A 22334-nucleotide genomic window follows, 5' to 3' on the forward strand; every position below is an offset into this window, starting at 1 on the left:
GCGGGGCAGACGACCCATACACGCCCCCAGACTGCCAGACTTGGACGCATGCGGATAGTCGTACCGGCTGGCGGTATCGGCGGCGCGCGGTTCCTCCGCGGCCTCAGGGCGGCGCTCGGAACCGTGGCGTCGGCCACCGAAGAGCACACCACAGACAGCAGCGTCACCGTCATCGGCAACACCGGTGACGACATCACCCTGTTCGGGCTGAGAATCTGTCCGGACCTGGACACGGTGATGTACACCCTCGGCGGGGGGATCAACGAGGAGCAGGGCTGGGGCCGGACCGACGAGTCCTTCACCGTCAAGGAGGAGCTCGCCGCCTACGGCATGAAGCCCACCTGGTTCGGTCTGGGCGACCGCGACACCGCCACCCACATCGTGCGGACGCAGATGCTCGCCGCCGGATTCCCCCTCTCGGCGGTCACCGAGGCGCTGTGCGACCGCTGGCGCCCGGGCGTGCGGCTGCTGCCGATGACCGACGACCAGGTCGAGACGCACGTGGTCGTCGACGACGGCGGGGGGCGCCGGGCCATCCACTTCCAGGAGTGGTGGATCCGGCACCGCGCGGCGCTGCCCGCCGAACAGATCGTCAGCGTCGGCGCCGAGACGGCCAAGCCCGCACCCGGTGTGCTGGAGGCGATCGCCGATGCCGACGCCGTGATCCTGCCCCCGTCCAACCCGGTGGTCAGCGTGGGCTCCGTCCTGGGCGTCCCCGGGATCCGCGAGGCCATGGTGGCCAAGACCGTGGTGGGCGTCTCCCCCATCATCGGCGGAGCGCCGGTGCGCGGCATGGCCGACGCCTGCCTGACCGCGATCGGGGTGGAGACCAGCGCGGGCGCGGTCGCCGCGCACCTGGGCGCCGACCTGCTGGACGGCTGGCTGGTGGACGAGGCCGACGCGGGCACCGAGGTGGAGGGGATCGAGGTGCGCTCGCGTCCCCTGTACATGAGCGACCCCGCCGCCACCGAGGCGCTCGCACGGGCGGCCGTGGACCTGGCCGTGGAGCTGGCGCAGAGGCGGGGAGGCGGCGAGTGAGCACCGAACTGCGCGTGCGCGGGCTCGGCGGCATCCCCGAGGTGCGGTCGGGCGACGACCTGTCGGCCCTGGTCGCCGAGGCGGTGGCCGCCTCCGGGACCGCGCTGGCCGACGGGGACATCCTCGTGGTCACCTCCAAGATCGTGAGCAAGGCCGAGGGCCGCGCCCGCCGTATGGACCGGGAGGAGGCCGTCGCCTCCGAAACCGTCCGGGTGGTGGCCCGCACGGGCAGGACCGGGATCATGCAGACCCGGCAGGGGCTGGTCATGGCCGCCGCGGGGGTGGACGCCTCCAACGTCGAGCCCGGCACCGTGCTGCTGCTGCCCGAGGACTCCGACGCCTCCGCCCGCGCGCTGCGCGCCGGGCTGCGCGAGCGCCTGGGCGTGAACGTCGGTGTGATCGTGTCCGACACCTTCGGGCGGCCGTGGCGGATCGGGCAGACCGACGTGGCCATCGGCGCCGCCGGGCTGTCCGCCGTGCAGGACCTGCGCGGCACCGCCGACACCCACGGCAACCTCATGGAGGCGACCGTCAACGCGGTGGCCGACGAGATCGCCGGCGCGGGCGAACTGGTCAAGGGCAAGACGAACGGTGTCCCGGTCGCGGTGGTCAGCGGCCTGGGCGGCCTGGTCACCGAGGAGGACGGTCCTGGGGCGGCGGTGCTGATCCGCACGCCCGAGGCCGACCTGTTCCGGTACGGGTCGCGGGACGTGGTCCCGGCCCGGCGGACGGTGCGCTCGTTCACCGACGCGCCGGTGGATCCGGCGGCGGTGCGGCGGGCGGTGGCCGCGGCGGTGACGGCCCCCGCGCCGCACCACACCACGCCGTGGCGCTTCGTGCTGGTGGAGTCGGCGCACACGCGCAAGCGGCTGCTGGACGCGATGCTCGCGGCGTGGGTGGCGGACCTGCGCGGTGACGGGTTCAGCGAGGAGCAGATCGCCCGGCGCACGCGGCGCGGCGACGTGCTGCGCGGCGCGCCGTACCTGGTGGTGCCCTTCCTGGTGGCCGACGGGGCGCACCCCTACCCGGACGCGCGCCGGGCCGACGCCGAGCGGTCGATGTTCCTGGTGGCGATGGGCGCCGGGGTGCAGAACCTGCTGGTGGGGCTGGCCGTGGAGGGGCTGGGGTCGGCCTGGGTCTCCTCGACCATGTTCTGCGCGGACGTGGTGCGCGAGGTGCTGGAGGTGCCCGAGGAGTGGCGGCCGATGGGCGCGGTGGCCGTGGGGCACGCGGCCGAGGCGCCGAAGGAGAGGCCGCCGCGCGACCCGGAGGACTTCGTCGCCGTGCGTTAGCGGACCGGCCGCGACCGTCGCCGACGTGGACCAGGGGACCTCCTTCGTGTCGGTCCCGTACCTGTGGCGGGGTCGGACGGTCCCGACCCGCCGCGGGTGCGGGACCACACTGGGCGGCACCGGTCGCGACGCGTCGGCCGGCGCCCCCTCCGGCCGGTGACGCGGTGGTCGCCGGGGCCTCTCCCCCGGCGACCGGCGCGTCAGGGCGACCGGCGGGCCCGGCAGCGCCATGCTGGTGCGTGCGGGGGCCGGCGGGGAGGTGCGGAGTGTCCGTCGAGGAGTACGTGGTCGCCACGCTGGTGATCGTGGTCGCGGTGATCTTCGGCCGACTGGTCGCGGGGCGGCTGCGGGTGCCGGGCGCGGTCGTGCTGGTGCTGCTGGGCATGCTCCTGGGGCTCGTGCCCTGGCTGCACTCGCTGTCGATCTCCCCCCAGGTCATCCTGCTGGTGTTCCTGCCCCCGCTGATCTACAACGCCGCGTTCTTCTCCTCGCCCAAGGACATGCGCGAGCTGGCGCGCCCCATCGTGGTGATGGCGGTGGGGGTGACGCTGCTGACGGCCTTCGGCCTGGCGGGGATCGTCCACCTGCTGATGCCGTCGGTGGGGTGGCCCGCGGCGATCGCCCTGGGCGCCGCCGTCGCGCCGACGGACGCCGTGGCGGCCTCGGCGATCCTCAAGCGGGTGGGCACCCCGCGCCGGGTGCTGACCCTCCTGGAGGGCGAGTCCCTCATCAACGACGGGGTCGCGCTGACCCTGTTCAGCCTGGCCGTGACCGCCATGGTGCACCCGCTCACGCCCGAGGAGGGCCTGGTCGAGCTGGTGAAGGTCGTGGCGGGCGGCCTGGTCTACGGCGCCGTGGTGGCCCTGGCGGTGTCGTGGTCGCGGACCCGCATGCGGGATCCGTCCCTCCAGCTGATGGTCGTGCTGATCACGCCGTTCGCGGCCTACATCCCGGCGGAGATGGCGGGGTTCTCCGGGGTGCTGGCGGCGGTGGTCGCCGGTTTCTACCTGGGCACGCGCGGTGAGGGGCTGCTGCCGCCGCGGGTGCGGGTGAACGGGCAGACGATCTGGGGCGCCCTCGTGGGGCTGTTGGAGTCGATGCTGTTCGTGGTGCTGGGGTTGCAGCTGGACTCGGTGGTCACGGCGGTGCGGGACCAGTTCGCCTTCCTGGACCTGGTGTGGGTGGCGCTGGCGACGACGGCCACGGCGGTCGCCCTGCGCATGGGGCTGATGCTGGTGGTGATCCCGCTGCACCGGATCCCGCCGTTCTCGAAACTGGAGGGCGCCGACCTGCGGGAGCGGTTGGTCGTCGGGTGGAGCGGGATGCGCGGGGCGGTGTCGCTGGCGATAGCCCTGTCCCTGCCCGCTGCGCTGGGCGGCGAGCCGTTCACCGAGCGGGGCGCGCTGGTGTTCGTGGCGGGGGTCGTGGTGCTCGGGACGCTGGTGGGGCAGGGGATGACGCTGCCACTGCTGCTGCGCAAGCTGGGCATGGCGCGCGAGGGCGCGCGGCGGATGGAGTTCCTGCGGGCGGACGAGCAGATGAGCTGCGCGGCGCTGAGCAAGGTGGACGAGCTGCTGCGGGAGGGCGAGGTGGACGACCGCACCGCCGACTCGCTGCGCGCGGTGTACACGCGGCGCGTCTCGCAGGTGCGGGGGCTGATGGACGCCGCGGACGGGCGGGCGCGTGAACGGGTGGACAGCGGCAGGGCCGTGCACGCGCAGATCACGCAGGCGCGCAGGGACGCGCTGGTGTCGATGTACCGGGAGGGCGACATCGACCACGCCGTGTTCCAGGAGATGAGCCGGGACCTGGACATCCGGGACACGGGGGCGGGTCCGTACGGTTCGTGAGTCGCGGGGCGGCCGGGGCCGCCTTCTCCGTGGGGGGCGGGGCCTCCGGGACCGCTGCGCACGCCGCGTGTGAATGTGTGGGAACCAGAGCCCGCGGGGCGCGAACGTCCGCGCGGGCGAGCACGGACTGTGACGAGCGGTGGACGCGTCGGTCGTCCCTCCTGGTACTGAAGAGGCTTTTGGGGCTTGAGGAAAGCGCTGAGGCTCCCAGAAAAACTACAAACTTTCCTTACCGTTTTCGTTGACGCAGCCGCGTGACAACTTTAAAGTTTCCTAACAATTAGCGGCTCACAGAGCCCCTTCGTCACCCCCGCTCGACGACAGGAGCAACCCCCGATGCCCGAACACCGCCTCAGGAAGGCCCCCAGGGCCGCGAAGGCCGCGCTGACCGGCGCCCTCGCCCTCCTGACCGCCGGACTCCTCGCCGGTTTCAGCCAGCTCTCCCCCGCTCCCGCCGAGGTCGAGACCGTGTCCGACAGCGACTCAGCCCAGGTCCAGCAGACCGGCCAGTGGCTCACCGGGTACTGGCACAACTTCAACAACGGCTCCACCGTGATGCCGCTGTCGGAGATCCCCTCCGAGTACAACCTGGTGGCCGTCGCCTTCGCCGACAACCACCCCACCCTCGACGGCGGAATCACGTTCAACCTGGCCAGCGGCGAGCTGGGCGGCTACACCGACCAGCAGTTCCGCGACGACATCGCGGCCATCCAGGCCGAGGGCCGCAAGGTCATCATCTCCGTGGGCGGCGAGCGCGGCCACGTGGACGTCACCAACGCCACCCAGGCGGGCAACTTCGCCGACACCGTGTACCAGCTGATGCAGGACTACGGCTTCGACGGGGTCGACATCGACCTGGAGCACGGCATCAACGCGCAGTACATGTCCCAGGCCCTGCACGACCTGAGCGGCCGGGCCGGGTCGGACCTGATCATCACGATGGCGCCGCAGACCATCGACTTCCAGAGCCCCGACCGGGAGTACTACAAGCTGGCGTCGGACATCTCCGACATCCTCACCATCGTCAACATGCAGTACTACAACTCCGGCTCGATGCTGGGGTGCGACGACCAGGTGTACCACCAGGGCACCCCGGATTTCGTCGCCGCGCTGGCCTGCATCCAGCTGGAGATGGGGCTGAGCCCGGACCAGGTGGGCCTCGGGCTGCCCGCCGTGCAGTCCGCCGCCGGGGGCGGGTACATGGCGCCCGGCCAGGTCGTGCGCGCCCTGGACTGCCTGGAGGCCGGGACCGACTGCGGCTCCTTCTCCCCCGCCGCCCCGTACGGCCCCATCGGCGGTGTGATGACCTGGTCCATCAACTGGGACGCCACCAGCGGCTACGCCTTCGCCGAGACCATCTCGGCGGGCCTGGCCACCGGCCCCGGCAACGGCGGCGGGCCCACCGAGGAGCCGACCGAGGAGCCCACCGAGCAGCCCGGCGACTGCACCGCCGCGGCCTGGACGGCCGACAGCGTCTACACCGGCGGCGACGTGGTCTCCCACGAGGGCTCGGAGTACCGCGCCCAGTGGTGGACCCGCGGCGAGGAGCCGGGCACCACCGGCGAGTGGGGCGTCTGGAGGCTCGTCGGCACCTGCTGACCCGAGGCCGCGTGGGAGGGCCCCCACCCCTTCCGTCACACGCGGCTCCCCGGCGGCCCGTCACACGCTCCCCACGGGTGACGGGCCGCCGGCCCCCACGAGGAGGGGGTGAAGCGCCGTCCCCCGGCGCTTCACCCCCTCCTCCGGCGTCTAGACCAGCGGCAGCGAGGGGCGCCGGACGCTGGGGGCCACGCCGTCGCTGGCCTCGGCCGCGCGCTGGCGCTCCTGCGGCACCGGACCGTAGGTCGTGGTGCGCTGGCGGACGGGGCGGCCCGTCGGCTCGACCAGGGCGCGGATGTCGCTGATGGTCTTGAACGACCCCTGGCCCGACCCGGCCATCCGGCTGATGGTCTCCTCCATCAGGGTGCCGCCGACGTCGTTCACCCCGCCCGAGAGCAGCTGGCGGCAGGTGTCCTCGGCGAGCTTGACCCACGAGCACTGGATGTTGTCGATGTGCCCGTGCAGCAGCAGGCGGGCCAGGGCGTGCACGGCGCGGTTCTCCCGGACCGTCGGCCCGGTGCGGGCCAGCCCGGCCAGGTAGATGGGCGCGTTGGTGTGCACGAACGGCAGCAGGACGAACTCGGTGAACCCCCGGCGGCCGTTGCGCTCCACCGACCGCTCCTGGAGGGAGCGCAGCAGCTTGATGTGCGCCACCCAGTGCCTGGGCGAGTCCACGTGCCCGTACATCATCGTGGACGTGGTGGGGATGCCCAGGTCGTGCGCGGACGTGATGACGTCGATCCACTCGGCCGCGGGCAGCTTGCCCTTGGTGAGGATCCAGCGGACCTCGTCGTCGAGGATCTCGGCGGCGGTGCCCGGCACGGAGCCGAGCCCGGCCTCGCGGGCGCGCAGCAGCCACTCGCGGACCGGCAGGTTGGTGCGCGCCGCCCCGTTGACCACCTCCATCGGGCTGAACGCGTGGACGTGCATGTCCGGGACGCGCTCGCGCACGGCGGCGGCGATGTCGAAGTAGGCGGTGCCGGGCAGGTCCGGGTGGATGCCGCCCTGCATGCACACCTCGGTCGCCCCGGCCTTCCAGGCCTCCTCGGCGCGGTCGGCGACCTGCTCCAGGGAGAGCGTGTAGGCGTCGGCGTCGGTGCGGCGCTGGGCGAACGCGCAGAAGCGGCAGCCGGTGTAGCAGACGTTGGTGAAGTTGATGTTCCTGGTCACGACGTAGGTGACGTCGTCGCCGACCGCGTCCCGGCGCACCCGGTCGGCCAGGTCGGTCAGCGCCTCCAGCTCGGCCCCGTCGGCGTGCAGCAGGGCGAGCGCCGCGTCGTCGGACAGCCCCGCGGGGTCGGACTCGGCGCTGCGCAGGGCCGCCGCGATGTCGGGGTCGAACCTGCGCGGCACGGCCCCCTCGCGGTCCACGCCGGAGCGCAGCTCGTCCCAGTCCCCGTAGACGGCGTCGAAGTCGCCGCGGCGGTCGGCGGTGCGCCCCTCGGCGTCGATCCCCGTGTGCAGGTCGGTGCGGCCGGAGGAGACCAGCACCGCCTCGGGCTCCTGCCAGGGGCGGCCCACCACGGGCGCGTCCTCGCGGGCCAGGCCGGTCTCGGGGTCGGCGAGGGCGGCCACGTGCCCGGCCACGCGCGGGTCCAGCCAGGGCTCCCCGGCCAGGACGTACTCGGGGTAGACGGTGAGCCGCTCGCGCAGGGCGAAGCCGTGGGCGGCGGTGCGCGCGGCGAGGTCGTCGATCTGCGGCCAGGGCCGCTCCGGGTTGACGTGGTCGGGGGTGAGCGGGGAGACCCCGCCCCAGTCGTCGATCCCCGCGCGCAGCATCAGCCCGTACTCGTCCACGCCCCCGTGCTCGGCGCCGATGAGGTTGGGCGGCGCCTGCACGTGCGCCCTGGGCCCCATGACCAGGCGGGTGACGGCGATGGCGGCGGCCATCTCCTCGCGTTCGGCGTCGGGCCGGTGCATCATCGCGGTCGCGGGCTTGGCGCGGAAGTTCTGCACGATGACCTCCTGGACGCCGCCGTAGCGCCGCGAGGCGCCGCGCATCGCGAAGATCGACTCGGCGCGCTCGGCGGTGTTCTCACCGATGCCCAGGAGGATGCCGGTGGTGAAGGGGACGCTGGAGCGCCCGGCGTCCTCCAGCACGCGCAGCCGTACCGCCGGGTCCTTGTCCGGGCTGCCGTAGTGGGCCTGGCCCTTCTCGGTGAACAGCCGGGTGGAGGTGGTCTCCAGCATCATCCCCATGGAGGGGGCGACGGGCTTGAGGCGCTGGAGGTCGGCCCAGGTGAGCACGCCCGGGTTCAGGTGCGGGAGCAGGCCGGTCTCCTCCAGCACCATGATGGCCATGGCCCGCACGTAGGACAGGGTGTCGTCGTAGCCGTGGGCGTTGAGCCACTCGGCGGCCTGCTTCCAGCGGTCCTCGGGCCGGTCGCCGAGCGTGAACAGGGCCTCCTTGCAGCCCATCCCGGCGCCCCGCCGGGCGATGTCCAGGACCTCGTCGGGCGACAGGAACGGGGCGTCGAGGCGGCCGGGCACCGTGGCGAACGTGCAGTAGTGGCAGCGGTCGCGGCACAGGCGGGTCAGGGGGACGAACACCTTGCGGCTGTAGGTGACGACCCCGGGGCGGCCCGCGGCCTCCAGCCCGGCGTCGCGCACCCTTCCGGCGTGTTCGAGGAGGATGTCCAGGTCCTCGCCCCTGGCGTGCAGGAGTACCTCTGCCTCGGTGACGTCGAGGGTCTTGCCGTCCCGGGCGCGGGCCAGGGCCCTGCGCATGGCGGACGGGGTCGGGGAGGGGACGGGGGCCGGGTCGTTCGCACCACTCATAGGGCGCAACCCTACGCCCCGCTCCTTTCGCGCGCGCGGACGCACCACCGGTGGCACCGGATGTGTGCGGGGCGTCACCGCCGGGTTCCACCGCTGGTCGGGAGTGCGGGAGGGGCCTCGGGGCGTGGTGGGGGCTGTGGTTCAGGAGTGCACGTTGTGGGCCACTGGTCCGGGAGTCCACGATGGCTGGGACGGCGTGGACGGACCCGCTGGGCCGGAACGCCCGCAGCGGCCGGGAGGCGGAGCGCGAGACACGGACGCAGGTGCCGGTCCGGTACGTCCGCGGGGCTGGGCACTGCGGCGTGGGCGGGCCTCTGTCCGCAACGTCCACGGGGGGCCGGCGGGTGCGCGGGCGGCGTAGGGTCGGCACGTACGGGAGGGAGGCCACGTGCTGAGTCGGCTGCGCAGTAGCCCGTGGGTGCGGTTGGCGCTGTTGCTGGTGGTGTGCGTGTGCGTGGGACTGGCCCTGCGCGCGAACTGGGCACAGGCCCGGGACGCCGCGGCGGCGCTGCCCCTGTGGGTGCTGCCCGCGGCGGCGCTGACGGGCATGGCGGGGCTCACCGCGCAGATGCTCGCCTGGCGTGCGCTGCTGGCCGGGATGGGCTCCCCCCTGCCCCGCCGCACGGCGGCCCGCGTCATGTTCGTGGGACAGCTCGGCAAGTACCTGCCGGGTTCGGTGTGGGCCTTCGTGGCCCAGGTGGAGCTGGCCCGGGACTGGAACGTGCCGCGCACGCGCGGTGCGGCGGCGACCCTGCTCGCGGTGGGGGTGACGGTCGCGGCCGGTCTGGCGGTCGCGGCGGTGGCCCTGCCGCTGTCGTCGGCGGAGGCTGCCCGCCGCTGGTGGTGGGCGCTGGCGCTGGCGCCCGTGCTGCTCGCCGCGCTGCACCCGCGCGTGGTCGGCTGGGGGATCCGGCTGGCGGCCCGCCCCTTCGCCCGGTTCCGCGAGGTCGCCGAGGCCGGGCCCCTGGACGTGCGCGGGAGGTCCATGGCCGCGGCCGTGGGGTGGACCCTGGTGGCGTGGGTGCCCCTGGGCCTGCACGTGTGGCTGCTGACCTGGGCGGTGGGCGGCGAGGCGCTGCGGTCGCTCGGTCCGGCGGTGGGCGCCTACGCGCTGGCGTGGACGCTGGGGCTGCTGGTGGTGTTCGCCCCGGCGGGCCTGGGGGTGCGCGAGGCGGTGCTGGTGGTGGCGCTGTCACCGGTGGTGGACGCCGGGGCCGCGCTAGTGGTGGCGGTGCTGTCGCGGCTGGTGATGACCGTGGCGGACGTGGCCTGGGCGGGGTTGTCGGTGCTGCTGTCCCGGCGTGCCGTGCCGGGACCGGAGGCCGTGCCCGGACCGCGTCCCTGACGGGCGTCGTCCCGTTCCCCGGCCGGTCCCGCGGAGGCGGTGGGCCCGGGGCGGGGGCGGCGGCCGGGATCGTGGCGGCGCTGGGGGCACCACCGCGCTCGCCCGCGACCCGGCCGCCGCTCTGGCGCACCTGTCCGAGGACGACCGCGACGCCCTGCTCCTGAGCGCCCGGGGGAGCTGGCCTACGGGGAGACCGCTCTGGTGGCGTCCCCGTGGGCGCCGTGCACTCCCGCCTCCGGCGCCGGAGGCCCTCAGGCCCCGAGCAACCGCTCGGTGTAGGCCCGCCAGTACGGCTCGGTCTCCACCGGGCGGACCCCGGCGCGCAGCCGCTCGGGCTCCCCCGGCGCGTAGAACTCCCCCAGCGCGCGGGCCAGGTCGGCGGCGTCGCCCGGCGCGCACAGCAGGCCGTCGACCCCCTCGCGCACGTGGTCGGGGAGGGTCCCGGCCCGGGTGGCCACCACCGGAATCCCGTGCTCGTGCGCCAGCCACACGTTCTGGGTGGCGGTGGCGGTGCGGTAGGGCAGCACCACCGCGTCGGCCGAGGCGAACAGCTCCGGCAGCTCGGCGGCGGGGACGTACCCGTCCCGCAGCCGCACCCGGTCGGCGATCCCCAGCCCGGCGGCCAGTTCCTCCAGCTCCGCTGTGCCGCCCCAGAACTCCCCGGCCACGGTGAGCGCCACGTCCCCGGGCGCTCCGTCGGCCAGGGCGCGCAGCAGCAGGTCCACCCCCTTGTAGGGGCGGACGATGCCCAGGAAGAGCAGGTGCCGCCGCTCCCCCGGCGCCGGGGCGACCGCGCCGCCGGTCTCGGGCAGGTGCGGGGGCATCTGGGCGACCACGGGCCGCCGCGCCCCGGGGCCCCCGAGCCCCTCGGCCAGGCGCGCCTGCTCGGGCGAGTGGGCGACCACGCCGTCCACCCGCCGCAGCAGGGCCCGCACGAGGGACACGTCCACGGCACGCCGTTCGTGGGGCAGCACGTTGTGGCACAGCGCCACCACCCGCGCGCCCCCGGAACGCCGCACGGAGCGCACCCCGGCGAGGACGCCGAGGTAGGCGGGCACCTGCACCGGGGAGAACAGGGTGAGCACCACCAGGTCGGCCTCGCGGGCCAGGCGCCGCCCCGTCCGCCACCACCCGTCCGGCCGGTACCAGGCCAGCTCGTGGCGGGTGCCGGGGTAGGGCTCGCCCTCGGGGACCTCGATGGTCTGCTGTCCGGGGTAGAGGGCGGCCGGGTACTGCGCCCGCCAGGACTCCACGGCCGTGGGGTGGCCCAGCGCGCTCAGCCGGTGCGCCAGCTCGGTGGTGTGCCGGGCGCCGCCGCCCTTGTAGGGGTGGGCGGGCCCGACCAGGGCCACCCGCGCCGCCGGGCTCACGCGCTCTCCCTGGAGCGCACGATGAGGTCGGCCAGCAGGGCGATCGCCGCGATGATCAGCCCCGTCATGAGGATCATGACGGTGTTGTTGGGGATGTAGAGCGGGTTGCGCACCTGGTCGAAGACGAACTTGGCGGCGCCGACCCCCAGCAGCACCAGGGAGGGCGGCATGAGCACCTTGAGCGGGTTGAAGTACATCACCATGCGCAGCACCTGGAGGATGTAGCGGTAGGCGTCGCCCACGAAGTGGAACTTGGACGTGCCCGCGCGCTTGGCGTACTCGATCGGCACGTACCTGACCGGGTGCTGGTTGGACAGGAAGGCCAGCGTGATGGTGGTGACGCAGGAGAACCCGGGCGGCAGCAGCCGCAGGTAGGGACGGGCGACCTCGCGGCGGAACACGCGCAGCCCCGAGTTGAGGTCGGGGATGCGGGTGTTGGTGAGGCGTTCGGCGATCTTGCGGATGACCCACTTGGCGGGCACCCGCAGGGCCTTGTGGCTGCCCATCTCCTGCGTGCGCGCGCCCACGACCTGGTCGGTCTCGGGATCCTCCTCCAGCATGCCGACCAGCTCGGGGATGCGCTCGTTGGGGTAGCTCATGTCGGCGTCGGTCCACACGACGAACTCGCCGCGGGCCCGCTGGCTGCCGATCCGGCGGACGGTGCCCGACCCGCCGTTGTGCCCGAACGCGATGACGCGCATGTGCGGGTAGAGGGGCTCCACCTCGCGCAGCCGGGCCAGGGTCGCGTCGGTGGAGGCGTCGTCCACGGCCAGCAGCTCGTAGGAGTACACGGAGGCGTCCATGGCGCCGCAGATCCGTTTGACCTCGTCGACGACGTGGGTCTCCTCGTTGTAGCAGGGGAGCACGATGGTGACGCGGACCGGCTGGTCCTCGCCGTGCTGCCTGGGTGCGTCGTCGTTTCTGTGGCTCATGGGTTCTTCTTCGGCGGGATGGGGGCGGGTTCGGGAAGGGGCCGGGCCGGGCGCTCATCCCCCGTCGGGGAACACGGACACCCACACGTTTCCCCTGAAGGCCCAGGAACCGGTCGGCGGTTCCATGAGGGTACTCGGGTCCATCCGGGCGTTCACCTGGAAGGGGCGCTCGGGCTCGGCCTCACCGCCCGTGAGGTCCTCCAGGACCTGCCAGTCGGAGGCGGCGAGCACGGCGTCGCGGTCGCGCTCGTGGATCTCGGAGACCACGCGGTCCACGTCCCCGGGGGTCGGCTCGTCCATGGACGCGGTGGGCACCCCGCAGACGTTGCGCAGCAGCGGCATGTAGTTACCGGCCGTGTCGGAGTCGACCACGACCACCGAGGCGTCCTCCGACAGCGCCGCGCAGAGCCGGTGCGTGGCGGCGACGGTGCCGACGTCCTGTCTGTACCCCATGATCCCGGCCGCCGTGCCCGCGGTGGGGACGATCAGCGCCACCGAGGCGCTGGCGGCGACCACGACGGGGAGGGCGCGGGCCGCCGCCGTGCTCCGACCGGAGTGGGCGGCGACGGCGCAGTAGCGGGTGAGCCAGGCCAGGAACCAGACGGCGAACAGGATGAACGCCGGGATGACCAGGGCGATCAGCCGTCTGCTGGCCCAGGGGTGGTCGGGGGTGATGGCGGGCCGCAGCAGGGTGGTGCCGACCGTCCACACCAGCAGCATGGCGGGCAGCAGCCACTGGGGGTCGCGCCGCTGGAAGAGGCGGCGCAGCACGTGGGCGACGCCGAGCGAGGCGAACAGGACCGTGGCCAGGCCCACGTACCAGCCCACCCAGTACAGGCTCATGTCGTAGTAGGTGCGGCTGCCCTCGACGGGCAGTCCCTCGCGCTGCTGGACGTAGGCGACCCAGCCGTCGGTGAAGTCGCTGCCGTGCCCGTGGTCCGGCCACAGCAGGGGGCGGACGGCGAACAGCACCATGGCGAGCAGGGCGAGCGCGGCCACCGCGTCGGGCAGCCGGCGCACGCGTTCCACGCGCGGAACGCCGTGGCGCCACAGGGCGGCGGTGGCCGCGACGGTGACGGCGATGACGACGGCGCTGATGAGCAGCAGGGGGTTGAGGGAGTCGGAGAGGTACTCCAGGTAGGGCAGGGACAGCCCGTACCCGGCGTACAGGCCCAGCCCCACGCCCGCGGCCAGCCCGCCCAGCAGCGGCAGGGCCTGTCCCCGGCGGGCGAGCAGCAGCAGGCCGACGAACCCGACCACGGGCAGCAGGTCGCGGATCGCGTCGATGCGCACCACCAGCCCCAGGCCGAACGCCAGTCCCGCCACGGCGGCCAGCGTGTGCGCGGCCGACCACCGGTCGGTGATCCGGGTGCGCCGCGCGAGCGCGTCGTAGGCCAGGACCAGGCCGCCCAGCAGCAGGATCTGGGTGACCGGCTCGCTGTAGGTGAAGCGGCTGACCCACTGCTGGGGCAGGCACACGGCCAGGACCAGGGCGGCCAGGGGCGCCCAGCGGATCCCGACCAGGCGCGCGGTGAGCCCGGCGAAGGTGAGCACGCCCAGCGCGCCCAGGACCGGCGTCGTGACGAGCATCCCGTCGAGCCCGCCCAGCCAGTAGCCGATGGAGGTCACCAGGGGCGCACCGGCCATGAACTGCGGCCAGATGACGTCGCCGCGCTGGTAGTGGGCCAGGCTCTGGTAGCTGAGCGAGGGGTCGTCGCCCGCGATCAGCTCGCGCTGCTGCGGGATGGGCAGGAACCCGTTCTCGGCGATCCACGCCGTGTACATGGCGTAGGAGGCGGGGTCGCGGCGGATGACCAGGGCCTCGGCGTGGTAGGCGATCTGCACGGCGGCGAAGGCGACCGTGATCAGCACGACGAGGGCGACCGGCCACCAGGGCGCGTCCTCCCCATCGGGCGGGTCCGGAATGAGCCGGGGCACCAGGAGGCAGGCCGCGAGCACGGCGGGCGTTCCGAGGACGGCTGCCGTCAGCGGGGTGAGGGAGCCCAGGGCCAGGAGGGGGAAGGCCACCAGGAGCCAGGCCGAGACGGCGATCGCGGGGAGCGCGGTGGCACGGGCGAGGAACCGTCCGGGGAGCAAGCGCATGGGGCAACTCTGACAGCTCCCCGGCACCAACGCACACCCGCGGCGGCTCGCGCGCGGGGTCCGCGCGGACCCCGCGCGACGCCCTAGAGTGGCGGGCATGTCCGAAACTCCCGCGCAGCTGTGGCGCGCCCTGGTCTCCGACGACCCGTCCCGACCCTTCGTGACCTCCTACGACGCCTCGGGCGGCCGGGTGGAGCTGTCGCGCGCCACCTTCGACAACTGGGTGTCCAAGACCGCGAACATGCTGGTGGACGGCTTGGGGGCGCAGCCGGACGACCGGGTGGTGCTGGCCCTGCCGGTGCACTGGCAGTCGCTGGTGTGGCTGGTCTCGTGCTGGTCGGTGGGGGCCGTGGCGGAGTTCGCGCGGCCCGGCGCGGACCTGCCCGAGGGCGCCCAGGTCGCCGTGGCCGACGCCGACCGCCTGGAGGCCGCCCTGGACAGCGGAGCCGAGGAGGTGGTGGGCACGTCCCTGCACCCGCTGGGGCTGCCGCTGGCCGAGGTGCCGCCCATGGTGCTCGACTACTCGGTGGAGGTGCGCGGGCACGGCGACCACTTCTCGCCCTACCCCGTGGACCCGGGGGCGCCCGCTCTGCGCGGCCCCGGCGTCCGGACCGGCGCGGAGCTGACCGCCGGGGGCCGCGACCGGGCGCGGCGGTGGGAGCTGGACGCCGGGGACCGGGTGGCGCTGTTCGCCGAACCCGACGCCCCGCTGACCCTGCTCGGGGAGGGCGCGGAGCTGCTGCTGGCCCCGGTCGCGGCGGGCGCGCCGCTCGTCCTGACGCCGCTGGGCTCCGCGGGCCCGGACGAGGTGCTGCGCAGGACCGGCATGGAGAAGGTCACCGTGGCGGTGCGCGGGGCGGAGGGGGCCGGTGGCGCGGCGCTGCCGGACGGGGCCCCCTTCCGGACGGTGGGGCTCTCCTAGGGGACGTGTCCCGCGGGCTCCTGGGCGGCGCGTCCGGCGACCCGGGGTCGGGGGGTCCCGGCGCGGCCGCTCACCCCTCGCGGTAGTAGGCGTCGAGCACGGTGCGCTCGCGTGTGGCCTCGTCGTAGGTGTAGACCTCGCGGCCCTCGACGAACACGCGCAGGGCGCGGCTCATCACGTCCAGCGGGTCGCCCGACCACACGACCACGTCGGCGTCCAGGCCCGGCTTGAGGGAGCCGACCCGGTCGGAGATGCCCATGATCTCGGCGGGGTTGACCGTGAGGGCGCGGATCGCGGAGCGCGGGTCCATGCCCTCCTTGACGCACAGGGTGGCCTGGTGGACCAGGAACTCGATCGGGACGACCGGGTGGTCGGTGGTCAGGGCGACCTTGACGCCCGCCCGGTCGAGGATGCCGGGGTTGGCCAGGGTCTTGTTGTTGACCTCGACCTTGGAGCGGCTGGTCATGAGCGGACCGGTGATGACGGGGATGCCGCGCGCGGCGATCTCGTCGGCCAGCAGGTGGCCCTCGGTGCAGTGGTTGATGATCAGCCGGTAGCCGAACTCGTCGGACAGGCGCATCGCGGTGTGGATGTCGTCGGCGCGGTGCGTGTGCTGGCACCAGGGGAGTTCGCCGTCCAGGACCCGGACCAGCACCTCCAGGGTGGTGTCCCGCTCGAACGGGGTGCCCTCCGAGGCCGCGTGCTCGCGCCTGGCCCGGTAGTCCTGGGCCCTGGTGAAGGCGTCGCGGATGACGGCGGCCACGCCCTGGCGGGTGGAGGGCAGCTTGTCCTTGTTGCCGTAGACCCGCTTGGGGTTCTCGCCCAGGGCGCTCTTGACGCTGGCCGGGTGCCGGATCAGGCGGTCCTCCATGCTGCGGCCCCAGCACTTGATCGCCACGGTCTGGCCGCCGATGGGATTGCCCGAACCGGGCTTGACGACCGAGCTGGTGACGCCTCCGGACAGGGCGTCGGCGAAGCCGCGGTCGGCGGGGTTGATGGCGTCCAGCGCGCGCATGCGGGCGCCGTTGGGGTCGGTCATCTCGTTGGTGTCGTCACCGGCCCAGCCGACGCCCTCCTCGTCGATGCCGATGTGGCCGTGGGCCTCCACGAAGCCGGGGAGCACCCACTTGCCGGAGGCGTCGACGACGGTGGCCCCCTCGGGGACCGTGACGTCGGCGCCGACGGCGGCGATCCGGCCGTCGGAGATGAGGACGGTGCCCCCGTCGATGGGGTCTCCGTCGACGGGAACGACGTATCCGGATGTGATCGCGATATCCATGGCGGGCAACCTAGCCCATCACGGGGCGTATCCCCAAGCCCTCCTGGGCTCGGGCGGACGGCCCGCTACCCCGCCGGCCAGCGGGCGGTGAGCAGCTCCGACCCCGGCGTGAGTTCCACGGTCGCGGCCTCGATGGCGTCGCGCACCGTGGTGCAGCGGCCCACCTGCTCGGGTTCGGCGGTCAGGTCCCCGCCCTCGGCCGCGAACGCGTAGACCATGCTGGGGCGGTCGGCGAACTCCATCAGCCGGAAGGCGCCGCCCAGACCGGGGTGGTTCGGGGTCTGCTCGGGGATGACTCCCATGGTGACGATGCCCGCCTCGATCAGGTCGGCGAGGAAGTCGCGCTGGGCGTTGAGGACGGCGGCGCCGCCCTGCGGCCGCTGGAGGGCCGACTCGTTGAGGACCACCCGCAGCACGGGCCCCTCCGTCCCGGTCATCGCGGCCCGGTGGGCCATCTCCTCCTCCACCATCTCCTCGACCTCGTCCGGGGACAGGTCCGGATGGCGCGGGCGCAGCACCGCGCGCGAGTACTCGCGGGTGCGCAGGAACACCGGGACCGCCATGGGCTGGTGCTCCCACAGGTGGGTGGCGTGGACGCCCAGCTCGCGCTGGTCGCCGAACTCGTTGGGGAAGGCCTCGGCCTGGAGGGTGATCGCCCAGGCGTCCACGAGCTGGTGTTCGGCGCCCAGGGCGGTGTCCACCCGTTCGACCAGCGAGCGGGCCGGCCGGCAGTGCGCGCTCTCCACCTCGCGGAGCTTGTCGTCGGTCACCCCGACCGTCGCGGCGAGTTCGGCGCGTGAGAGCCCCCTGTCGGAGCGCGCGCGCAGTACCCTCGCGGCGAAGGGGAGCCACATCGCGGACGGCAGTGCGGTGTTCAATCCACTTCCCTCCCTCCAGCGCCAGGCGGGGCCTCGCTCCCGGCACACCGCCGGCGCCCCGCCCCGTCCTCTTCCGACCCTCTCCCGTGCCGGGGTCGCCGGTCAAGCGACCGGACGGGTACGGCGATCCGTGACAAGTCATCGGGGCGTCGCGGCGGAGCGGCCTCGGGGGCGGACCGTGGTCGCGCCATGACGGAAAGCCAACCCGCTGACGAGGGCACTTCCCCCGGCCGAGTAGCCTGTGTGCCGCCCAGCCGCGATCCTCATTTCCGGAAGTGAACCGATGAAGCTTCTGCCCCTCCCGGCGACAGCCCTCCTGGCCTGCACCGCCCTGCTCGCCGCCTCCGCCTGCGCCAACGGCGCCGCAGCCCCGGCCGACCAGGGCGGATCGGAGGGCGGCGGCACGCCGGAGGAGACCGCCTCCGAGCAGACCGGCAGCCCCGCCGAGGTGGACGTCACCGGAGTCGAGGGCGCCACGCTGCACACCAGCGAGGGCGACATCGAACTGGAGCTGTTCCCCGAGGAGGCGCCCGTCACGGTGGCCAACTTCGTGGGCCTGGCCGAGGGCGAGGGCGTGCCCAACCCGGCGACGGGCGAGGCCGCGTTCTACGACGGCACCGTGTTCCACCGGGTGATCGACGACTTCATGATCCAGGGCGGCGACCCGCAGGGCACCGGCCAGGGCGGCCCGGGCTACACCTTCGAGGACGAGTTCGACTCCGGCCGCGAGTTCTCCGAGCCGGGCGTGCTGGCCATGGCCAACCGCGGCCCGGACACCAACGGCTCGCAGTTCTTCATCACCGTCGAGCCCACCCCGCACCTGAACGGCATGCACACGATCTTCGGGCACGTCGCGGACGAGGCGTCCATGGAGGTGGTGAACGGCATCGCCAACGTCGAGACCGACATGAACGACCGCCCCACCCAGGACGTGACCATCGAGTCCGTCACCGTGCACCGCGCGGAGTAGACGGCCCGTGTCCGGGGCCGCCGCGTCCGCCTAACGGCGTCTGGCGCGGGCGGCCCTGGCCCGCTCCACGGCCGGTCCGATGGCCCGCGCCAGCGCCGCCACGTCCTCCCGGGTGGAGGTGCGGCCCAGCGACAGACGCAGGCTGCTCAGCGCGGTCCCGGCGTCGGCGCCCATCTCCAGCAGCACGTGGCTGGGCTGGGCCACCCCCGCCGAGCAGGCCGAGCCGGTCGAGCAGGAAATGCCCTTGGCGTCCAGGAGCATGAGCAGCGCGTCCCCCTCGCAGCCGGGGAAGGAGATGTGCGAGATCCCCGGCAGCCTGCGCGCGGGGTCGCCGTTGACGACCGCGTCGGGCACCGCCTCGCGGACCCGCTCCTCCAGCTCGTCCCGCAGGCCCGCCAGGTGCTTGGAGTGCTCCTCGCGTTCGGCGACCGCCAGGTGGACGGCCGTGGCCAGTCCGCGCAGCAGCGGCGGGGACAGGGTGCCCGAGCGGATGTCGCGCTCCTGGCCGCCACCGTGCAGGACCGGCACCGGGGCCAGGCCGCGCGCGACCAGCAGCGCGCCCGCGCCCACCGGGCCGCCGAGCTTGTGGCCGCTGACCGTCAGCGCGCTCACCCCGCTCCCGGCGAAGTCGACCGGTTCCACGCCCACGGCCTGGACGGCGTCGGTGTGGAAGGGGATGCCGTACTCGGCGGCGACGGCGGCCAGCTCCCGGACCGGCTGCACCGTGCCCACCTCGTTGTTGGCCCACATGACCGAGACGAGCGCGACCGCCTCGGGGCCGGAGCCGCCCTCGATCGCCTCCCGCAGGACCTCGGGGTCCACCCGGCCCAGCGCGTCCACGGGGATCTTCTCGTGCACGGCCCCCTGGTGCTCGGCCATCCAGTGCGCGGGGTCGAGGGCGGCGTGGTGCTCGACGGCACTGGTGAGAATCCTGGGCCTGCGTGCGTCGGGCGTGTTGCGCGCCCAGTACAGGCCCTTGACGGCGATGTTGTCCGACTCGGTGCCGCCCCCGGTGAAGACCACCTCGTGCGGGGTCGAGCCGAGCGCACCGGCCAGGCGTTCGCGCGCCTCCTCCACCGTGCGGCGCGCGGCGCGCCCGTGGCCGTGCAGGGACGACGGGTTCCCGAGGGCGCCGAGCTCGGCCGCGACGTCGGCGGCGACCTCGGGGCGCACGTCGGTCGTGGCAGCGTGATCCAGATACACCATGGCCTGACAAGGATACGTCCGTCCCGGGTCGTCCGGCCTCTCCGGGCCCGCCGTGGCCGCACGCATCCGACGCGTTGTCCACAGGCGGGAAGGCGTTCCCCTGCGGCCGCGCCGCTCCCGATAACCTTGTGTCATGCCTGAGTCCGCGTCCTCGCAGCCCGTCCAGTCCGGCCAGAACCCCGAGACCGCACCGTCCCCGAGCCCGGCCGGGGCCCCCGGCGGGCACTGGCCCGCGCCCACGGCCGAGCGGCCGGTGCGCGCCCGGCTGTCGCTGCCGGGGTCCAAGTCGATGACCAACCGCGCGCTGGTCCTGGCCGCCCTGTCGGAGACGCCGTGCCTGGTGCGCCGCCCGCTGGTCAGCCGGGACAGCGAGCTGATGGCGGGCTCCCTGCGCGCCCTGGGTGTGGGGATCACCACCGAGGGGGAGGACATGGCGGTCACCCCCGCCCCGCTGCGCGGCCCGGCCTCCGTCGACGTCGGCAACGCGGGCACGGTGATGCGGTTCGTGCCGCCGGTGGCGGCCCTGGCCTCGGGCACGGTGGAGTTCGACGGCGACCCGCGCGCCCGCGAGCGGCCCGTGGGCGAGCTGCTGGCCGCCCTGCGCGCCCTGGGCGCCGACATCGACGACGGCGGCCGCGGCGCGCTGCCGATGGCCGTGCACGGCACCGGCGCCGTGCACGGCGGCGAGGTGACGCTCGACGCGTCCGGCTCCTCCCAGTTCGTGTCGGCCCTGCTCCTGAGCGGCGCCCGCTTCACCGAGGGCGTGCACGTGCGCCACTCCGGTCCCCCGGTGCCCTCCCAGCCGCACCTGGACATGACCGTGGAGATGCTGCGCGCGGCCGGGGTCACCGTGTCCACCGCCGACAACTCCTGGAGGGTCGAGCCGGGACCGGTCAAGGTCTCCGACATCACCGTGGAGCCCGACCTGTCCAACGCCGCGCCCTTCCTGGCCGCCGCCCTGGTCACCGGGGGCGAGGTGACGATCGAGGGGTGGCCGGAGCACACCAGCCAGCCCGGCGACGAGCTGCGTTCGCTGTTCACCCGGATGGGCGGCGAGGTCTCCCGCTCGCCCGAGGGACTGCTCACCCTGCGCGGCACCGGCCGGATCCTGGGCATCGACGCCGACCTGCGCGACGTGGGCGAGCTCACGCCCACCGTGGCCGCCGTGGCCGCGCTCGCCACGACCCCCTCCCGGCTGACCGGCATCGCGCACCTGCGCCGCCACGAGACCGACCGGATCGCCGCGCTGGCCGCCGAGATCAACCGGCTGGGCGGCGACGCCGAGGAGCTGCCCGACGGACTGGTCATCAACCCGCGCCCGATGCGCGGCGGGGTGTTCCACTCCTACGACGACCACCGGATGGCCACCTCGGGGGCGGTGATCGGGCTCGCGGTGCCCGGCGTGGAGGTGGAGAACATCGCCACCACGCGCAAGACCCTGCCCGACTTCCCGGGCCTGTGGGCGGAGGCCCTGGCGTGAGCCGCACGCGGGGCGGGGGACGCCACCTGGACGAGGACGACATCCGCGTGCGCGCCCGGGGCGGTTCGCGCCCCCGCACCCGCAACCGGCCCAAGCACGAGAACGCCGTGGAGGGCCTGGTCACCGCCGTGGACCGGGGCCGGTACCGCTGTCTGGTCAACGGCGTTCCCGTCGTGGCGATGAAGGCCCGCGAGCTGGGCCGCGGCTCGATCGTGGTCGGCGACCGCGTCGACGTGGTCGGCGACCTGTCCGGCAGACCCGACACCCTGGCCCGCGTCGTGCGGGTCAGGGAGCGGGCGTCCGTGCTCAGACGCACGGCCGACGACACCGACCCGGTCGAGCGGGTGATCGTGGCCAACGCCGACCAGCTGGCGATCGTCTGCGCCCTGGCCGACCCCGCGCCGCAGCCGCGCTTCGTGGACCGCTGTCTGGTCGCCGCCTACGACGCCGGGCTCGCACCCCTGCTGTGCCTGACCAAGGCCGACCTGGCCGACCCGGACGAGCTGGTGCGGGTGTACGCGCCCCTGGGCGTGCCCTACGAGGTGCTCGACCCCGAGAGCGGCCTGGACGGCCTGCGCGCCCGTCTGGCCGACCGCACCACCGTGCTCGTGGGCTCCTCCGGGGTGGGCAAGTCCACCCTGGTCAACCGGCTCGTCCCCGGCACCGACCGGGCCGTGGGCCACGTCAACGCCGTCACCGGACGGGGCCGCCACACCTCCACGTCCGCCGCCGCGCTGCCCTTCGAGGGCGGCTGGCTGATCGACACCCCGGGCGTGCGCAGCTTCGGCCTGGCCCACATCGACCCCGAGGACATCGTCGAGGGCTTCGCCGACCTGGCCGAGGCCGCCGAGGACTGCCCCGCGGGGTGCTCCCACCAGCCAGACGCCCCCGGCTGCGCGATCCAGGCCGCGCTGGAGCGGGGGGAACTCGACCCGGACCGCGTGGCCTCCCTGCGCCGTCTGCTCACCAGCCGCGAGGGAGACGCGGCCGGCACTGACGAGAACGAGTCCTGACCGGCACCACCCCCTGTTCCCGGAGGAACCCCATGAAGGACGACGACAGGCGTACGAGCGCGGTGGGCGTCACGGGGGCCGCCAGCGCCCTCCTCGTGACAGCGGCGGTGCTCCTGGACATATGGATGGGGAACGGCGGGCCGGACCTGACGGTACTCGCCTACGTGCTCCTCGGGCTCGCCGTCGTCGCGCTCGCCTGGCAGGCGGTCCTCCTCGTACGGCCCCTCCGGCGTCGAGGCGCCCCGGGGAAGCACTCCGTCGAACGGTGACGGGCGGCCC

Annotated in this window: 17 protein-coding genes; 10 read left to right on the plus strand and 7 right to left on the minus strand. The window is 74.2% G+C overall.

Annotation, left to right across the window (positions count from 1 at the left end; all coding sequences use genetic code 11):
• The first annotated feature begins 48 nt into the window (after positions 1-48).
• The 4 genes from cofD to NDAS_RS18660 all read left to right on the plus strand — a co-directional run bounded on the left by cofD (position 49) and on the right by NDAS_RS18660 (position 5779).
• The gene (gene cofD / locus NDAS_RS18645; RefSeq protein WP_013154772.1) at positions 49-1038 is read left to right on the plus strand and encodes a 2-phospho-L-lactate transferase; all 990 of its coding nucleotides are present in this window, start codon (positions 49-51) and stop codon (positions 1036-1038) included.
• On the plus strand, positions 1035-2330 hold the full coding sequence (locus NDAS_RS18650) for a coenzyme F420-0:L-glutamate ligase (protein WP_013154773.1): 1296 nt from the start codon (positions 1035-1037) through the stop codon (positions 2328-2330). Before cofD ends, NDAS_RS18650 begins: the two co-directional genes overlap by 4 nt.
• Positions 2331-2596: 266 nt before the next feature.
• Entirely contained in the window at positions 2597-4180 is a 1584-nt protein-coding gene (locus NDAS_RS18655) for a Na+/H+ antiporter (protein WP_013154774.1), read from the plus strand.
• Between the two features lie 336 nt (positions 4181-4516).
• The gene (locus NDAS_RS18660) at positions 4517-5779 is read left to right on the plus strand and encodes a glycosyl hydrolase family 18 protein (protein ID WP_013154775.1); all 1263 of its coding nucleotides are present in this window, start codon (positions 4517-4519) and stop codon (positions 5777-5779) included.
• 150 nt (positions 5780-5929) lie between these two features.
• Here the strand turns inward: NDAS_RS18660 and NDAS_RS18665 are convergent, their stop codons facing one another.
• Positions 5930-8557, minus strand: a complete 2628-nt coding sequence (locus NDAS_RS18665; RefSeq protein ID WP_013154776.1) for a bifunctional FO biosynthesis protein CofGH — start codon at positions 8555-8557, stop codon at positions 5930-5932.
• A 388-nt stretch (positions 8558-8945) separates the two neighbouring features.
• Between NDAS_RS18665 and NDAS_RS18675 the strand changes: the two genes are divergently transcribed.
• Positions 8946-9902, plus strand: coding sequence for a lysylphosphatidylglycerol synthase transmembrane domain-containing protein (locus tag NDAS_RS18675; RefSeq protein WP_013154778.1), 957 nt, complete (start codon positions 8946-8948; stop codon positions 9900-9902).
• 251 nt (positions 9903-10153) lie between these two features.
• Here NDAS_RS18675 and NDAS_RS18680 read toward each other — a convergent pair whose 3' ends face one another.
• Genes NDAS_RS18680 through NDAS_RS18690 form a run of 3 tightly spaced genes read right to left on the minus strand, consistent with a single transcriptional unit; the run spans position 10154 to position 14307 of the window.
• Positions 10154-11272: a glycosyltransferase family 4 protein gene (locus tag NDAS_RS18680; RefSeq protein ID WP_013154779.1), complete on the minus strand. Its 1119-nt coding sequence runs from the start codon at positions 11270-11272 to the stop codon at positions 10154-10156.
• Positions 11269-12204 carry a glycosyltransferase family 2 protein gene (locus tag NDAS_RS18685; protein WP_013154780.1) on the minus strand — a complete coding sequence of 312 codons (936 nt, stop codon included), beginning with the start codon at positions 12202-12204 and terminating at the stop codon, positions 11269-11271. Before NDAS_RS18685 ends, NDAS_RS18680 begins: the two co-directional genes overlap by 4 nt.
• A 54-nt stretch (positions 12205-12258) precedes the next feature.
• Positions 12259-14307 (minus strand): hypothetical protein, encoded by a 2049-nt coding sequence (locus tag NDAS_RS18690; RefSeq protein WP_013154781.1) that lies wholly within the window; start codon positions 14305-14307, stop codon positions 12259-12261.
• Positions 14308-14404: 97 nt separating this feature from the next.
• On the opposite strand from NDAS_RS18690, the gene NDAS_RS18695 reads away from it, so the two are divergent.
• Complete coding sequence (locus NDAS_RS18695) at positions 14405-15229, plus strand: TIGR03089 family protein (protein ID WP_013154782.1); 825 nt, start codon at positions 14405-14407, stop codon at positions 15227-15229.
• Positions 15230-15299: 70 nt separating this feature from the next.
• Here the strand turns inward: NDAS_RS18695 and NDAS_RS18700 are convergent, their stop codons facing one another.
• Complete coding sequence (locus NDAS_RS18700) at positions 15300-16508, minus strand: amidohydrolase (RefSeq protein ID WP_013154783.1); 1209 nt, start codon at positions 16506-16508, stop codon at positions 15300-15302.
• A gap of 65 nt (positions 16509-16573) precedes the next feature.
• The gene (locus NDAS_RS18705) at positions 16574-17386 is read right to left on the minus strand and encodes a helix-turn-helix domain-containing protein (RefSeq protein WP_013154784.1); all 813 of its coding nucleotides are present in this window, start codon (positions 17384-17386) and stop codon (positions 16574-16576) included.
• A gap of 283 nt (positions 17387-17669) precedes the next feature.
• Here NDAS_RS18705 and NDAS_RS18710 point away from each other — a divergent pair, with 283 nt between their 5' ends.
• The gene (locus NDAS_RS18710; protein ID WP_013154785.1) at positions 17670-18356 is read left to right on the plus strand and encodes a peptidylprolyl isomerase; all 687 of its coding nucleotides are present in this window, start codon (positions 17670-17672) and stop codon (positions 18354-18356) included.
• A gap of 30 nt (positions 18357-18386) precedes the next feature.
• Here the strand turns inward: NDAS_RS18710 and NDAS_RS18715 are convergent, their stop codons facing one another.
• The gene (locus tag NDAS_RS18715) at positions 18387-19562 is read right to left on the minus strand and encodes a cysteine desulfurase family protein (RefSeq protein ID WP_013154786.1); all 1176 of its coding nucleotides are present in this window, start codon (positions 19560-19562) and stop codon (positions 18387-18389) included.
• A 133-nt stretch (positions 19563-19695) separates the two neighbouring features.
• On the opposite strand from NDAS_RS18715, the gene aroA reads away from it, so the two are divergent.
• From aroA to NDAS_RS18730, 3 genes are read left to right on the plus strand one after another with little or no spacing between them, the layout of a single operon-like run.
• Positions 19696-21042 (plus strand): 3-phosphoshikimate 1-carboxyvinyltransferase, encoded by a 1347-nt coding sequence (aroA, locus tag NDAS_RS18720; RefSeq protein WP_013154787.1) that lies wholly within the window; start codon positions 19696-19698, stop codon positions 21040-21042.
• Entirely contained in the window at positions 21039-22055 is a 1017-nt protein-coding gene (rsgA, locus tag NDAS_RS18725; RefSeq protein ID WP_013154788.1) for a ribosome small subunit-dependent GTPase A, read from the plus strand. Before aroA ends, rsgA begins: the two co-directional genes overlap by 4 nt.
• A gap of 32 nt (positions 22056-22087) precedes the next feature.
• Complete coding sequence (locus NDAS_RS18730) at positions 22088-22324, plus strand: hypothetical protein (protein WP_013154789.1); 237 nt, start codon at positions 22088-22090, stop codon at positions 22322-22324.
• The last annotated feature ends 10 nt before the right edge of the window (positions 22325-22334 follow it).

Source organism: Nocardiopsis dassonvillei subsp. dassonvillei DSM 43111, assembly GCF_000092985.1.
Classification (GTDB): Bacteria; Actinomycetota; Actinomycetes; order Streptosporangiales; family Streptosporangiaceae; genus Nocardiopsis; species Nocardiopsis dassonvillei.